At 64.5% G+C, this 13,164-nt stretch carries 11 protein-coding genes and 1 pseudogene; 4 read left to right on the top strand and 8 right to left on the bottom strand.

The features are described from left to right. Window positions 1–578: response regulator (locus tag B2V21_RS10280; protein WP_286916789.1), on the top strand; the 578-nt coding region annotated here is incomplete at its 5' end. Between the two features lie 35 nt (window positions 579–613). Next, the gene (locus B2V21_RS10285) at window positions 614–1,849 is read left to right on the top strand and encodes a PrpF domain-containing protein (RefSeq protein WP_286916790.1); all 1,236 of its coding nucleotides are present in this window, start codon (window positions 614–616) and stop codon (window positions 1,847–1,849) included. Window positions 1,850–1,893: 44 nt separating this feature from the next. Here B2V21_RS10285 and dctM read toward each other — a convergent pair whose 3' ends face one another. The 8 genes and pseudogenes from dctM to B2V21_RS10325 form a co-directional block, all read right to left on the bottom strand. Next, window positions 1,894–3,177, bottom strand: a complete 1,284-nt coding sequence (dctM, locus tag B2V21_RS10290) for a C4-dicarboxylate TRAP transporter large permease protein DctM (RefSeq protein ID WP_043187778.1) — start codon at window positions 3,175–3,177, stop codon at window positions 1,894–1,896. Then, window positions 3,177–3,809 (bottom strand): TRAP transporter small permease, encoded by a 633-nt coding sequence (locus B2V21_RS10295; protein WP_049861341.1) that lies wholly within the window; start codon window positions 3,807–3,809, stop codon window positions 3,177–3,179. The genes dctM and B2V21_RS10295 overlap by 1 nt, the downstream gene beginning before the upstream one ends. Window positions 3,810–3,912: 103 nt before the next feature. Further along, window positions 3,913–4,911: a TRAP transporter substrate-binding protein gene (locus tag B2V21_RS10300; protein ID WP_049861365.1), complete on the bottom strand. Its 999-nt coding sequence runs from the start codon at window positions 4,909–4,911 to the stop codon at window positions 3,913–3,915. 174 nt (window positions 4,912–5,085) lie between these two features. Further along, entirely contained in the window at window positions 5,086–5,910 is an 825-nt protein-coding gene (locus tag B2V21_RS10305; protein WP_282347385.1) for an HpcH/HpaI aldolase/citrate lyase family protein, read from the bottom strand. Between the two features lie 36 nt (window positions 5,911–5,946). Further along, window positions 5,947–7,146: a CaiB/BaiF CoA transferase family protein gene (locus B2V21_RS10310; protein WP_282347387.1), complete on the bottom strand. Its 1,200-nt coding sequence runs from the start codon at window positions 7,144–7,146 to the stop codon at window positions 5,947–5,949. 15 nt (window positions 7,147–7,161) lie between these two features. Next, window positions 7,162–8,511 (bottom strand): MmgE/PrpD family protein, encoded by a 1,350-nt coding sequence (locus B2V21_RS10315; RefSeq protein WP_286916791.1) that lies wholly within the window; start codon window positions 8,509–8,511, stop codon window positions 7,162–7,164. Between the two features lie 10 nt (window positions 8,512–8,521). Continuing rightward, a pseudogene (locus tag B2V21_RS10320) lies at window positions 8,522–9,672 on the bottom strand (acyl-CoA dehydrogenase family protein). Window positions 9,673–9,705: 33 nt separating this feature from the next. Further along, a complete protein-coding gene (locus tag B2V21_RS10325; RefSeq protein WP_286916792.1) occupies window positions 9,706–10,578 on the bottom strand; it encodes an FAS1-like dehydratase domain-containing protein in 873 nt (290 codons plus the stop codon). Between the two features lie 118 nt (window positions 10,579–10,696). On the opposite strand from B2V21_RS10325, the gene B2V21_RS10330 reads away from it, so the two are divergent. Then, a complete protein-coding gene (locus B2V21_RS10330) occupies window positions 10,697–11,593 on the top strand; it encodes a LysR family transcriptional regulator (protein ID WP_134721449.1) in 897 nt (298 codons plus the stop codon). A gap of 116 nt (window positions 11,594–11,709) precedes the next feature. After that, window positions 11,710–13,065 carry a Na+/H+ antiporter NhaA gene (gene nhaA / locus B2V21_RS10335; RefSeq protein ID WP_286916793.1) on the top strand — a complete coding sequence of 452 codons (1,356 nt, stop codon included), beginning with the start codon at window positions 11,710–11,712 and terminating at the stop codon, window positions 13,063–13,065. The last annotated feature ends 99 nt before the right edge of the window (window positions 13,066–13,164 follow it).

A 13,164-nucleotide genomic window follows, 5' to 3' on the forward strand; every position in this document is an offset into this window, starting at 1 on the left:
ATCCGTTCTTCACCACCAAGCCTATCGGTCAGGGCACCGGGCTGGGCTTGTCGATGATCTACGGCTTCGCCAAGCAGTCGGGCGGCCAGGTGCGGATCTATTCGGAAGTGGGCGAGGGCACCACCTTGCGCATCTACCTGCCGCGCTATTACGGCGAGGTCGATGACGAGATACCGGAAACCCGCGAATCCCTGGCCGCCGCAGCACATGCCGGGGAAACCATTCTGATCGTCGACGATGAGCCGACCGTGCGCATGCTCTTGACCGACGTGCTGGGCGATCTGGGCTACACCTTGATCGAGGCGGCCGACAGCCTGGCAGGCCTCAAGCTGCTGCAATCGGACGTGCGTATCGATCTGCTGATCACCGACGTCGGGTTGCCCGGCGGCATGAACGGTCGGCAGATGGCCGACGCCGGGCGTGAGGTGCGGCCTGAGCTCAAGGTGCTGTTCATTACCGGCTATGCGGAAAACGCAGCGATCGGCAATGGTTACCTGGGGCCCGACATGCAGGTGTTGACCAAGCCGTTCGCCATGGACACGCTGGCGTCCAGGGTCCGCGAGCTGATGAGTCCGTGAGCCCCGCGGTGCTGCCCGACTCACAGGAGTAGCTGATGAACGACCTTACCTCCACCAGCCCTGGACTTGCGCCGGGCTGGCACGCTCGACGTTGGCTCGGCTCGGTCGAGGTGCCGGTGCATTACATGCGCGGCGGTACCTCAACCGGTGTAGTCCTGTGGGAGCCGTTGCTGCCGACCGATACGGTTCTGCGTGAGCAACTGCTGCGCCAGTTGATGGGGGTGCCTGCGGCAGGCAGCCATTCCGGCAACCGCCAGATCACCGGTCTGGGCCGCGGTCCGGCGACCAGTAACAAGGTGTTCGTGATGAACACCGAACGCGTGGACGGCCAGGTCCGTCTGGTCAGCACCCTCGCGCAACTGGCCAGTGACCATGCCGAGATCGACTGGAGCGTGAATTGCGGCAACATGTCCAGCGCGCTGCTGCTGTGGGCGCTGGATGTCGGACTGCTCCAAGCCCCGGTCGGCGGCTTGTGCGAAGTCGATATCCGCAACACCAACACAGGCGTGGTCACGACGGCGCGCATGCAGTGCGACGAGCAGGGACATTTCGTCAAGGCGCAGATTCCTGGCGTGATGGGTGACTACCCCGCCGTGGACCTGTTTCTCCAGGCGCCGGTCGGCAACAAGACCGGTGCCTTGCTGCCGACCGGCGCGGTCGTCGACCACGTGGCTGGCATCGAGGTCTCCTGCGTCGATGTGGCGGTGCCGATGGTCATCGTCGATGCGCGCAGCCTGGGCAAGACCGGGCACGAACCCGTCGCATCGCTCGCGGCGGATGCGGCCTTCATGGCTACCTTGCGCACACTGTGGACCGAGGCCGGATTGAAAATGGGGTTACGCCGCAAGGACGGTGTGCCCATGACCCGCGACGAGCTGGCGCGCAGCGAAACCATCCCCAAGATCTGCATCGTCGGCGCGCCGCGCGAGGGCGGTCATATCGCCGTACGCTACTTCACCCCGCAGACCGGTCATGCCTCCATGGCGGTGTCCGGCGGCTGCTGCCTGGCAGCAGCATGCCTGATCCCAGGCACCACCGCGCACCAGGTAGCCCGTGACATCGCCGCTCCCGGAGCGACATTCGCGGACATCCACGTCAGCATCGAAAACCCTGCGGGGCGTCTGGACACCACGGTGGTCGCGGCGCTGACCGATGGGCAACTGCAGATCCGCAGTGCGGCCTACCGCCGCAGTACGCAGATTCTGATGCGCGGTCACGTGCCGCTTTATGCTGCTTCCAGCGAATTGCAGAGCGCACTGCTCGGTTCCTGATCCTGGCCCACCGAACTCCAAAGCGGCTCGGTGGGCCCGGGCCGTTACGGCATGCCCAGCCAGTTGGGCAAAGCCAGGGAAAGAAACGGCACGTAGGTGACCAGCAGCAGAAACATCAGCAGGATCGACAGCCAGGGCAGGGCGGCGCGGATGGTCTGGCCCAGGGTCAGGCCCGTTACCGCCGAGGTCACGAACAGGTTCAGGCCCACCGGCGGATGCACCAGGCCGATTTCCATGTTGACCACCATGACGATGCCGAGGTGAATCGGGTCGATACCCAGCTCCATGGCGATAGGGAAGAAGATCGGTGCCAGGATCAGGATGATCGCCGAGGGCTCCATGAAGCTGCCTGCCACCAGCAGCACGATGTTGACCATGATCAGGAAGCCCAGCGGCGTCAGTCCTTCCGACAGCACCCAGTTGGTGATCTGCTGGGGAATCTGTTCGGTGGTCAGCACATGGGCGAAGAGCATGGCATTGGCGATGATGAACAGCAGCATGATAGTCAGGCGGCCGGATTCGAGCAGTACCTTCGGGCACTCGGCCAGGCGCATGTCCTTGTAGACGAACAGGGCGATGAACGCCGAGTACACCGCCGCTACGGCGGCCGCTTCGGTGGGGGTGAACATGCCGCTGTAGATGCCGCCCAGAATGATCACCAGCAACAGCAGGCCCCAGAAGGCGCGGCGTGCGGTGGTCAGCCATTCACGGAAGGTAGCGCGTGGCTGGGCTGGGAGTTTCTTGATCCGGGCGACGATGTAGATCACCACCATCAGGATCACGCCCAGCAGAATGCCCGGAATGACACCGGCCATGAACAGCTTGCCCACCGAGGTTTCGGTGGCCGCCGAATACACTACCATCACGATCGAGGGCGGGATCAGAATGCCCAGGGTACCGGCGTTGCAGATGATGCCGGCGCCGAATTCTCGGGGGTAGCCGGAGCGCACCATGCCGGCTACGGCAATCGAGCCGACTGCTGCGACGGTGGCTGGCGAGGAGCCGGAGAGGGCGGCGAACAGCATGCACGCCAGCACGGCGGCAATCGCCAGGCCACCGCGAATGTGACCGACGCAGGCGTTGGCGAAGTCGATCAGCCGTTGCGCGACGCCGCCGGTGGTCATGAAGGCGCCGGACAACAGGAAAAACGGTATCGCCAGAAAGGTGTAGCTGTCCGAGGTCTCGAACAACTTGATCGCCAGCGAACTCAGCGAGTCCTGACTGAACAGCAGAATGGATACCGCGCCGGAGAGGCCCAGGGAGATAGCGATGGGCACGCCCAGAAACATGAACACGAACAGCAGCAGGAACAGACAGATAACGGTCATCAGCGGTGCTCCTCGCCAGGGTTGGCCAGTTTGCTGGCTTCTGCCGCTTCGTCGGCCAGGCCCAGTCCGGTCTGCCGATGGGTATAGATGCGGTACATGATTTCCAGGTAGCGGGCGATGATCAGGGCGAAGCCGATCGGCACGATGAGTGCGATATGGCCGATCTGGATGCCGTAGCGATCCAGGTCCTCGGCGCCGATGCCGGCGACCAGCACCGCCGACACCCACTTGATGCTGGCGATCAGAAACAGGCCGGCGTACACCAGGCAGCAGCCGCAGGCGATCATCGCCAGAATGCGCTGCGCAGGCTTGCTGGTTTTCTTCACCAGCACGTCGACTCCCAGGTGGCCTGCGGTACGCACGCCGTAGGCGATACCGAAGAAGATCAACCAGCCGAACAGCGCCTTGGTCAAGGCGATGCTCCAGGTCATTTCCTGGGCGTAACCCATCAGGTGGTCACCGATGCCGGCGAACAGGTCGCTGCTCCACGCCCATTTGTCGCTGAGGGTGTAGAACATCGTGTAGAGGTTGTTCAGCGCGACGTAGACGAACGTCACCAGCGTCATGGCAGCCAGCAGGAAGGCGATCATGCCTTCCTCGAAGTGCTCCCAGACTTGCCTGAGCGATTGCATAGGAATTCTCCGAGCGTCGAGAGAGCGGCCGCCGGCGAGCGGGCAGCCGCGCATGCTTCACTGGCGGCCGTAGCCAAGCCAGTGCAGGGGACAGGTCAGCCCCTCACGAGGCTTTGTTGGAGGCTTCGGCGGCCTTGATCAGGTCGGGGCCGATCTGCTCGGAGAACTTGTCCCACACCGGGCGCATCGCTTCGCGCCATTGTTGGCGTTGCTCGGCAGTGAGTGGGTCGATCTCGCTGGTCTTGGCGTCGATGATCTTCTGCCGCGCGGTCTGGTTCAGCGCTTCGGCTTGCTTGTTGACCTCGACGGTGACCTGGTCCATCAGCGTTTGCAGCTCGCCACGGACATCGTCGGGCAGGCCGTTCCAGAACTTGGAATTGGTGATGACCATGTAGTCGATCAGGCCGTGGTTGGTCTCGGTGAAAAAGGGCTGCACTTCGTGGACCTTCTGGCTCTCGTAGTTGGACCAGGTGTTCTCGGTGCCATTCACGGTGCCGGTCTGCAGGCCCTGATAGACCTCGGCGAAGCTCATCTTGCGGGGGTTGGCACGTATCGCCTTGAATTGCTCTTCGAGTACGCTCGACGCCTGGACGCGGAATTTCAGGCCACGGGCATCCTTGGGCAGGATGACCTTCTTGTTCGCCGACAGCTGCTTGAGGCCGTTGTGCCAGTAGGCCAGACCGTGGATGCCCTTGTCGTCCATGGAGGTCAGCAGCGCCTTGCCCTGGGGCCCTTGCTGGAAACGGTCGACTGCAGCCAGGTCATCGAACAGGAACGGCAGGTCGAAGATCTGCACCTGCTTGGTGTAATGCTCGAACTTGGCCAGTGATGGCGCAAGCATCTGCACGTCGCCCAACAGCAGCGCCTCCATCTCCTTGCCATCGCCGAACAGCGAGGAGTTGGGATAGACCTCCACCTTCACCTTGTCCTTGAGCTTGGGATCGGCGGCCACCAGTTTCTGGAACATCAGCGCGCCCTGGCCTTTGGGCGTGTTCTCTGCCACCACATGGGCGAACTTGATGACGACGGGATCGGCGGCCTGGGCCAGGGTTGCCATCGAAACGGCGGCGGCGCACAGCAGCGCCTGGGTCAGCTTGAACATGGAGATCACCTTGTTATTGTTGTAGGACAATCCATTCAGGGCGGTTTTACCGAACCAACCGGCCCTTTGCAGCGTAGGCGTTTTTCAGTTTGAGGATGGCTCAATCGACGCCGTGCCGAAAATCTGTATTTGCGTAAGCCGGCGTTCGGCATTACCGAACGCTTCAGTACAGGCCTAGCCCTGCAGGGCGTCGAGCAAACGCCTGGCGCGCTGCAACACCGGCGCATCGACCATCTGGCCGTCGAACCGGAAAGCGCCCGCACCCCCGGCGGCGGTGCTGGCCGCCAGTACGGCACGGGCCCATTCCAGATCCTGGACGCTGGGCGCCAGTGCCGCATGAATCACCGCCACCTGACGCGGATGGATGCACAGTGCGCCGCCGTAGCCCAGGTTGCGCGCGTGCTCGATGGCGCGCTGCAACCCCGGCGCGTCATCAAGGACGGCAAACACCCCGTCCAGTGGCGGCAGCAGGTTGGCAGCGCGCGAATGCAGCTGCACGCTCATGCGGCTTTGGTCGAGAAAGGCTTCTGCCGATGGCGTGCCATTGTTCAGGCCCAGATCCAGGGCCAGGTCCAGGCTGCCGAAACACAGCCGTTCGACGCCGGGGCCGTTGGCGATGGACTCCAGCGCCAGCACACCCCGGGCGCTTTCGATGATCGGCCACAGCGGCTTGCCGGCCTGGCTCGCCGTGGTCAGTTGGGCGCAGGTTTCGGCCTTGGGCAACACGACCCCGACGACACCTGGGTGGCTGGCGCAGAAAGCCAGGTCGCTGGCGTGTTCGGCATGCCCGGGGGCGTTCACCCGAACCCATACGCGGGCCGTGTCGGTCTGCTGCAGAAACTGGGCAAGATGCTCCCGCGCCTGGCGCTTGAGGACCTCTTCGACGGCGTCTTCGAAATCGACGATCACCGCATCGGCGCCTGCGGCCAAGGCTTTGGCGAACCGTTCGGGGCGGCTGCCCGGCACGAACAGAGCCGAGCGAAGGGTAGGTATCGGCATGGTTCATGGTTCCCGGTGGAGGCGGTGGCAGACGGATCAGATCACGCCGGCTGCCGCCATGTGCGTCTGCTGTTCGGCTGAATAACCCAGCTCGTCAAGAATGCCTGCGGTGTGCTGGCCCAGGTCGGGGACCGCATCCATGCGCGGTGCGAACGCCGCGTTGCTGGCCGGCGGCAGCAGGGCAGGGAGCTTGCCGGACGGGCTGTCCACCTGGCGCCAACGGTCGCGCGCGGCCAGTTGCGGATGCGCCCAGACGCCAGCCATGTCGTTGACCCGGGCGTTGGCGATCTGCGCGGTGTCCAGGCGCTCCAGCACCTGCTCGACCGACAACGTCGCAAAGCTGTCGACGATGATCTGCCGCAGTTGATCGCGGTGACGTGAGCGCTCGAAGTTGCTGGAAAAACGCGGGTCGGCGGCCAGCGTCGGATCGAGCAGTACCTTCTCGCAGAACAGCGCCCATTCGCGCTCGTTCTGCAGGCCGAGCATCACCGTGCCACCTTCGCCGGTGGGGAAGGGGCCGTAGGGGTAGATGGTCGAGTGCGCCGCGCCGGCGCGGGCCGGTGGTGGCGCGCCGTTGTAGGCGTAGTACAGCGGGTAGCCCATCCATTCCACCAGGCTTTCCAGCATCGACACGTCGATGCGGCTGCCGACGCCGGTCTTGTCGCGCAGCATCAGTGCCGAGAGCACCCCGGTGTAGGCGTACATGCCGGCAGCGATGTCGGCGATCGAGCAGCCGGCCTTGGCCCGCTCCTCTTCGCCGGGTCCGCCGGTTACGGAGAGGAAACCGCCTTCGCTCTGGATGAGCAGGTCGTAGGCTTTTTTCTTCTCGTAAGGACCGCCTTCTCCATATCCGGAGATGTCGCAGACGATCAGACGCGGGTAACGCGCGTGCAGCGCTTCGAACGACAGTCCCATGCGCGCCGCCGCTCCCGGTGCCAGGTTCTGTACCAGCACGTCGGCCTTGGCCAGCAGTCCGTGCAGCACGGCATCGGCGGCCGCTTGTTTCAGATCCAGTGTCAGGCTCTCCTTGGAGCGATTGGTCCAGACGAAGTGCGAGGCCAGGCCGTCGACTCGCTGGTCGTAACCACGGGCGAAGTCGCCGCTGCCGGGGCGTTCGACTTTCACCACACGGGCTCCCAGATCGGCTAATTGACGGGTGCAGAAGGGTGCAGCGATGGCGTGTTCCAGGCTGATGACGGTGATGCCGTCCAGCGGACGCGGATTGAGCTCGGTCATGGGGTCACCTGTGGGTCAGATCAAATCGGTCAAGGTCTGGGCGTCGCGTAATTGCCAGATGCGGTCGATCAGCGCCTGTCCTTCGGCCGGTGTGCGTGCATCGGAAAAGGCCAGCAGGCGCAGGAACTTGGCTTCCAGTTCGGGGCGCGACAGGGTATTGCCGGGGTCGCCCTTGGGCTCGTCGATGGCGGCGCTCAGGATACGGCCGTCAGTGGTCGTGACGATGACTCGCCCCAACCAGCGCGCGGGGTAGGCCGCATCGACCTCGGGGTCCAGCTCCATGCTGACTTTCTGGCGGAAGCCGTCGACTGCCGCATCCGTCAGCGCCAGGTCACGGAATTCGATCAGCTGTGCGCTGCCATGAACGGCGATCAAACCCAGCACCGCGCCCATGGAGAATTTGGCCTGGTGTACCGTGCTGGGCTTGACCACTCGGCCCAGGACATCGATGGCGCCCTGATGCACGCGGGTGACCACCTTGGCGATCTGCTCGTGGTGCAGCCCTTCACGCTGCATCAAGTGCAGGAGGGCATCGGCGGCCGGATGGGTATGGCGGCACGAGGCGTGAAACTTGAACGAGGTTTCCGCCAGTGCCCAGCGGCTGCCCAGGCGATCGTCCAGACGGCTGGCGTCGGCGTCGCTGGACATGCCGGCAGCCAGACCCTGCTCGCCTTCCAGGATATTGCGCGCACCCGTCAGGCCGTCTTCGGTCATGTAGGCGGCGAGCAAGCCATCGGCGGCGGCCTTGGCGGTGTGCAACTGCTTGGAGTCGGCGGCGTCGCGCAGGAATTCCCAGAGCCCGGCCGCCTGGGTGCCGGCATTGCCCAGCAGGTTGATGAACTGCTCACGGTCGAACCCCAGCAGTTTGCCCACGGCGACTGCAGCGGCCAGGGTGCCCACCGTGGCGGTGGTGTGGAAGATTCGATAATGGGAGCGGCCCATGAACTCGCCGATGCGGATGCCCGCTTCGTAGCCGGCCACCGATGCCAAGAGCAATTCCCGCCCCGATTTGCCACGCTCCTGCGCCGCGGCCAGCACGGCGGAAAACACCACCGTGGCAGGGTGCAGCACCGAGCTGTTGTGCAGGTCGTCCTGCTCCACCAGGTGCGACGCGGCGCCGTTGACCAGCGCGGCAAAGTAAGGCGAGGTGCCGCGACCGTTGACCAGCATTCTTGCCGGGCCGTCGCCGGGCCCCATGCGCTGCGCGTAGCGTTCGAACAAGGGGATGGGGTGGGCACCCTGGCTGGCCAGTGCCGAGCCGACCCAGTCCAGGAACAGGTCTTCGCAGCGGGCCAGAACGGGCTCTGGAATGTCGGCGTATTGCAGGTCGGCGAGAAACCGGGCCAAGCGCTGTGTGGCATTCATGGACAGGCCCTCAGAAACTGCGTGGCAGTTCGAGCAGATGCTCGGCCACGTAGGACAGGATCAGGTTGGTGGAGATCGGCGCCACTTGGTACAGGCGGGTTTCGCGAAACTTGCGCTCGACGTCGTATTCGCAGGCAAAACCGAAGCCGCCATGGGTCTGCAGGCAGGCATTGGCGGCCTCCCACGACGCTTTCGCAGCCAGGTACTTGGCCATGTTGGCGCTGGCGCCGGCGTTCTTGCCGCTGTCGTATTCCTCACAGGCGCGCCAGCGCATCAGGTCAGCCGCTTCGATTTCGATGTGCGCCTCGGCAATGGGGAACTGCACGCCCTGGTTCTGGCCGATCGGTCGGCCGAATACCACCCGGTCGCGGGCGTAGGCGCTGGCCTTTTCGATGAACCAGCGACCATCACCGATACACTCGGCGGCGATCAGCGTGCGCTCGGCGTTGAGACCGTCGAGGATGTAGCGGAAACCCTTGCCTTCCTCACCGATCAGGCTGTCGGCGGGCAGTTCGAGATTGTCGAAGAACAGCTCGTTGGTTTCGTGGTTGACCATGTTGGCGATCGGCTGAACGGTAAGGCCCTTGCCGATGGCTTCGCGCAGATCGACCAGAAAGATCGACATGCCTTCGGATTTGCGCGTGACTTCGGCCAACGGCGTGGTGCGTGCCAGGAGAATCATCAGGTCCGAATGCTGCACCCGCGAGATCCACACCTTCTGGCCATTGATGACGTACTTGTCGCCCTGGCGCACGGCGGTGGTCTTGATCTTGGTGGTGTCGGTACCGGTGGTCGGCTCCGTGACGGCCATCGATTGCAGGCGCAGTTCCCCGCTGGCCAATTTGGGCAGGTAGTGGCGCTTCTGCGCCTCGCTGCCGTGACGCAACAGGGTGAACATGTTGTACATCTGGCCGTGTACGGTCCCCGAGTTGCCGCCGCAGGCGTTGACTTCCTCGAGGATCACCGAGGCTTCGGCCAGGCCCAGGCCCGAGCCGCNNTCATCGCCGAGAGCCAGCCGGCATCTGTGAGGGCCTTGACGAAGCTTTCGGGAAAACCCTTTTCTTCATCGATCTTGCGCCAGTAGGCGGCGTCGAATTCGGCGCACAGGGCACGAACGCCTTCGCGGATGGCATTGAGGTCTTCTTCGTCATAGGCAGGCATGTGCGGATCTCGGAGTCGGTGTTGAGTGGGCGGTTACTGGCCGGGCTGTGGGGAGTCGGTGGTGACCGTGTCGAAAGCGACATCGGCGCTCTGGGCGACACCGGCTTCGTTGCCGGCCCACAGGCGCGCCTTGCCCTGTTCGAGCAGGCAGCCGCCGAGCTGGAACGGGGTGGGTACGGTAAGGGGACGCACGCCTCGATAGGCGAAATGCCGCACCCGCGCCTGGGGATTGGCGTGGATGAAGCTGCGCAGCAGCAGGGTGGCGATCAGCGGGCCATGCACCACCAGACCGGCGTAGCCTTCGGTGCCGGTCACGTAGGGGTGGTCGTAATGGATCCGGTGACCATTGAAGGTGACGGCCGAGTAGCGAAACAGCAGGGTCGGAGTCGGCGTCACGCTTTCACTCCACTGCGCGGCAACCGGCGCTGGGTCACTGGTCAGCTTGGGCGGGTTCGGCTCGCGGTAGACGATGTCCTGCTCTTCGCGCAGGCACAGGCGACCGTTCTGGCTGTAGTCGTGGCGTACGGTGACGAACAGCAACGCGCCGGTGTGGCCGTGTTTTTCTTCGATGCGCAGGATGGTGGAGACACGCTCGGCAGCAGAACCGACCGTCAGTGGTTCGATGAACTCGAGACGGCCACCGGCCCACATGCGGTTGCGGTCATCCGCAGCGGGCAGAAAGCCGCCGCGCAGCGGATGCCCATCCGTGCCCAATCGACTTTCCGCGACCGGCGCCTGGAAGAAGCACCACTGCCACAAGGGCGGCAGGGGCTCGCCGTCTTTCGGCGCAGGCTCGCCGAACGTCGCGGCAATGCGCTCGACGATGTTCTGGCTCAGTACATCGCGCGCCTGCTCGGTGCGGCCCGTCCAGGCACTGTAGTCGATGGCTGAATCTGGAGCGCTCATGGTGGGCCTCTGCGTTGTTGTTGTGCAGCGATGATGCGAGGCCCGACGCATTCTGTGAATTTGCATTTGCGTAAGGCGGCGTTCATATTTGCCGAACGCCCGAAGGTAGGATCCCACCATGCATTTCGACCTGGCTGACCTGCGACTTTTCATCCACATCGGCGAGTCGCCGAGCCTGACCCAGGGCGCGCGCCGGGCGTTCCTGTCGCCGGCTGCGGCCAGCGCGCGGATCAAGGCGCTGGAGCAACAGCTCGAGACGCGTTTGCTGTACCGCGACAGCCGTGGCGTGGAACTGACGCCCGCGGGCCAAAAGCTGCTGGTGCATGCGCGGTTGATCATGCGTCAGGTCGAATACCTGAAAGCTGATTTCACCCACCTGGGGGGCGACTCGGCAGGGCACATCCGTATTTTTGCCAACACCACGGCGGTCACGGAATTTCTGCCTGAAGTGCTGGCCGGTTTTCTTGCACAACGGCCTGGTGTCAGTGTCGACCTGCAGGAGCGACTGTCGCGCGACATCGTGCGTGGCGTGCTCGACGGCAGCACCGACATGGGCATCATCGCCGGGCCGGTGGAGGCGGCGGGTTTGCAGGTGATGCACTTCAGCACCGACCGGCTGGTACTCACTGTGCCCTTGGGGCACGAGCTGGCCCGGTGCAAGCGCATCGGTTTCAAGCAGACGTTGGCGTTCCAGCACATTGGCCTGCACGAGGGCAGCACCTTGCTCAGCTTTCTGCGCGAACAGGTCGAGCGGAGCGGTCAGGGGCTGTCGCTGCGCATTCAGGTCTCGAGCTTCGAAGCGATCTGCCGGATGGTCGAGGCGGGCGTGGGCATCGGCATCATTCCCGAATCGGCTGCCCTGCGGCACAGCCGCACCATGCGCCTGGTGACCATCGAACTGGACGAACCCTGGGCAGTGCGCGAGCGTAGCATTCTGGTGCGTGAACTCGAGGCGCTGCCGGGCACGGTCCGCGCGCTGATTGCCACCCTGATGCCGCCCCCGCCGCCGGATTGAGATGATGCATTGCAACTTGGCCCCAGGCTTTCTATCATCGCCGCGGGTGCGCCGCTGCATAGGGTACGGCGCAGGTTAAAGTTCAGCGTTGGTCGGGCCGCCAACGGAGACTCCCCGTGTCCGAAACCAAACCGGCCGTGCCTGTCATTCCCCGCCCGCAACAGCTCACCGAGCGCGCCCTGGCGGCGCTTGAACGCTTCTCCCACATCGAGGCCGTCAGCGGCATCGTGTTATTGCTCGTCGCCATCGCTGCGCTGGTCTGGGCCAACAGCCCGGCAGCCGAGTCCTACGAGCATTTCTGGCACACCCAGGTCACTCTGGGGCTGGGTGATTTCAGCGTGTCGCGCTCGCTGCACTTTCTGGTCAACGATGGCCTGATGACCATCTTCTTTCTGGTGGTGGGCGCGGAGATACGCCAGGAAATCAAGGACGGCGCCCTGGCCAACCTGCAACTGGCGACCTTGCCCCTGGGCGCGGCACTGGGCGGCGTGCTGATGCCGGCCTTGCTCTACACCGTGCTCAACCACGGCACCGCCGCCAGCGCCGGCTGGGCGGTGCCGACCGCAACCGATATCGCCTTTGCGGTGGGCGTGCTGGCGTTGCTGGGCAAGTCGATCCCGGCCAGCGTGCGGATTCTGCTGCTGGCCTTGGCGATCATCGACGACATCGTGGCCATTCTGATCATCGCGGTGTTCTACACCGCCAGCCTCGACTACCTCGGCCTGCTGGTGGCCGTGGCCGGTGTGCTGCTGGTGCTGGTGTTCCAGCGCATGGGCATCAGCAAGGCATCTGCCTACGTGCTGCCTGGGGCGATCGTCTGGTTCGGCCTGCTCAAGACGGGCGTTCATCCCACCCTTGCCGGGGTGATTCTGGGCTTGTTGACGCCGGTCTACTCCAAGCCGATGGCCGAGCGTCCGGTGGACGTCATACGCCGCAACTTCAACGAGTTGATGGAGCGCTTCACCCCTGGCAGCGACAATCGAGAAGCGGTGGTCGAGCCGCTGCGGCAGCTGCGCGATGCGCAGCGCGAAGTGCTGCCACCGGTGCAGCGGATTCAGGTCGGCCTGCACCTGTGGGTCGCTTTCGGGGTCATGCCGCTGTTCGCCCTGGCCAACGCCGGGGTGAGCTTCGGTGGGGCGAACCTGGGCGATGCGATGTCGCAGCACGTGTTCGCCGGGGTGATGATCGCCCTGGTGCTGGGCAAGCCGCTGGGCGTGCTACTGGCCAGTCTGCTGCTGGTCAAGCTGAACATCTGCAGGCTGCCCGAGGGCGTGACCTGGAGTGGGGTGGGGTTGGTCGGCCTGCTGGCCGGGATCGGTTTCACCATGTCGATCTTCATCGCCGCGCTGGCCTTCACCGACCCGACCCTGCTGGCTTCGGCCAAGCTCAGCGTGCTGGCCGCTTCCACGGTGGCGGCGGTGCTGGGGCTGGTCTGGGGCAAGCTGGTGTTCGGCAGGGGTCGGGTGGGGTAGGGCTCTTTGTGGGATAGGCCTCTTTCTGTGGGGGCGGGCTCTTTGTGGGGCAGGACTCTTTCTGTGGGACAGGCCTCTTTCTGTGGGAGCGGGCTCTGC

The organism is Pseudomonas sp. UBA6276 (assembly GCF_002438365.1).
Classification (GTDB): Bacteria; Pseudomonadota; Gammaproteobacteria; order Pseudomonadales; family Pseudomonadaceae; genus Aquipseudomonas; species Aquipseudomonas coleopterorum.

Coding starts and splice junctions, on each gene's coding strand:
- B2V21_RS10285 (WP_286916790.1), top strand. CDS start 614: ATGAACGACCTTACCTCCACCAGCCCTGGACTTGCGCCGGGCTGGCAC.
- dctM (WP_043187778.1), bottom strand. CDS start 3,177: ATGACCGTTATCTGTCTGTTCCTGCTGCTGTTCGTGTTCATGTTTCTG.
- B2V21_RS10295 (WP_049861341.1), bottom strand. CDS start 3,809: ATGCAATCGCTCAGGCAAGTCTGGGAGCACTTCGAGGAAGGCATGATC.
- B2V21_RS10300 (WP_049861365.1), bottom strand. CDS start 4,911: ATGTTCAAGCTGACCCAGGCGCTGCTGTGCGCCGCCGCCGTTTCGATG.
- B2V21_RS10305 (WP_282347385.1), bottom strand. CDS start 5,910: ATGCCGATACCTACCCTTCGCTCGGCTCTGTTCGTGCCGGGCAGCCGC.
- B2V21_RS10310 (WP_282347387.1), bottom strand. CDS start 7,146: ATGACCGAGCTCAATCCGCGTCCGCTGGACGGCATCACCGTCATCAGC.
- B2V21_RS10315 (WP_286916791.1), bottom strand. CDS start 8,511: ATGAATGCCACACAGCGCTTGGCCCGGTTTCTCGCCGACCTGCAATAC.
- B2V21_RS10325 (WP_286916792.1), bottom strand. CDS start 10,578: ATGAGCGCTCCAGATTCAGCCATCGACTACAGTGCCTGGACGGGCCGC.
- B2V21_RS10330 (WP_134721449.1), top strand. CDS start 10,697: ATGCATTTCGACCTGGCTGACCTGCGACTTTTCATCCACATCGGCGAG.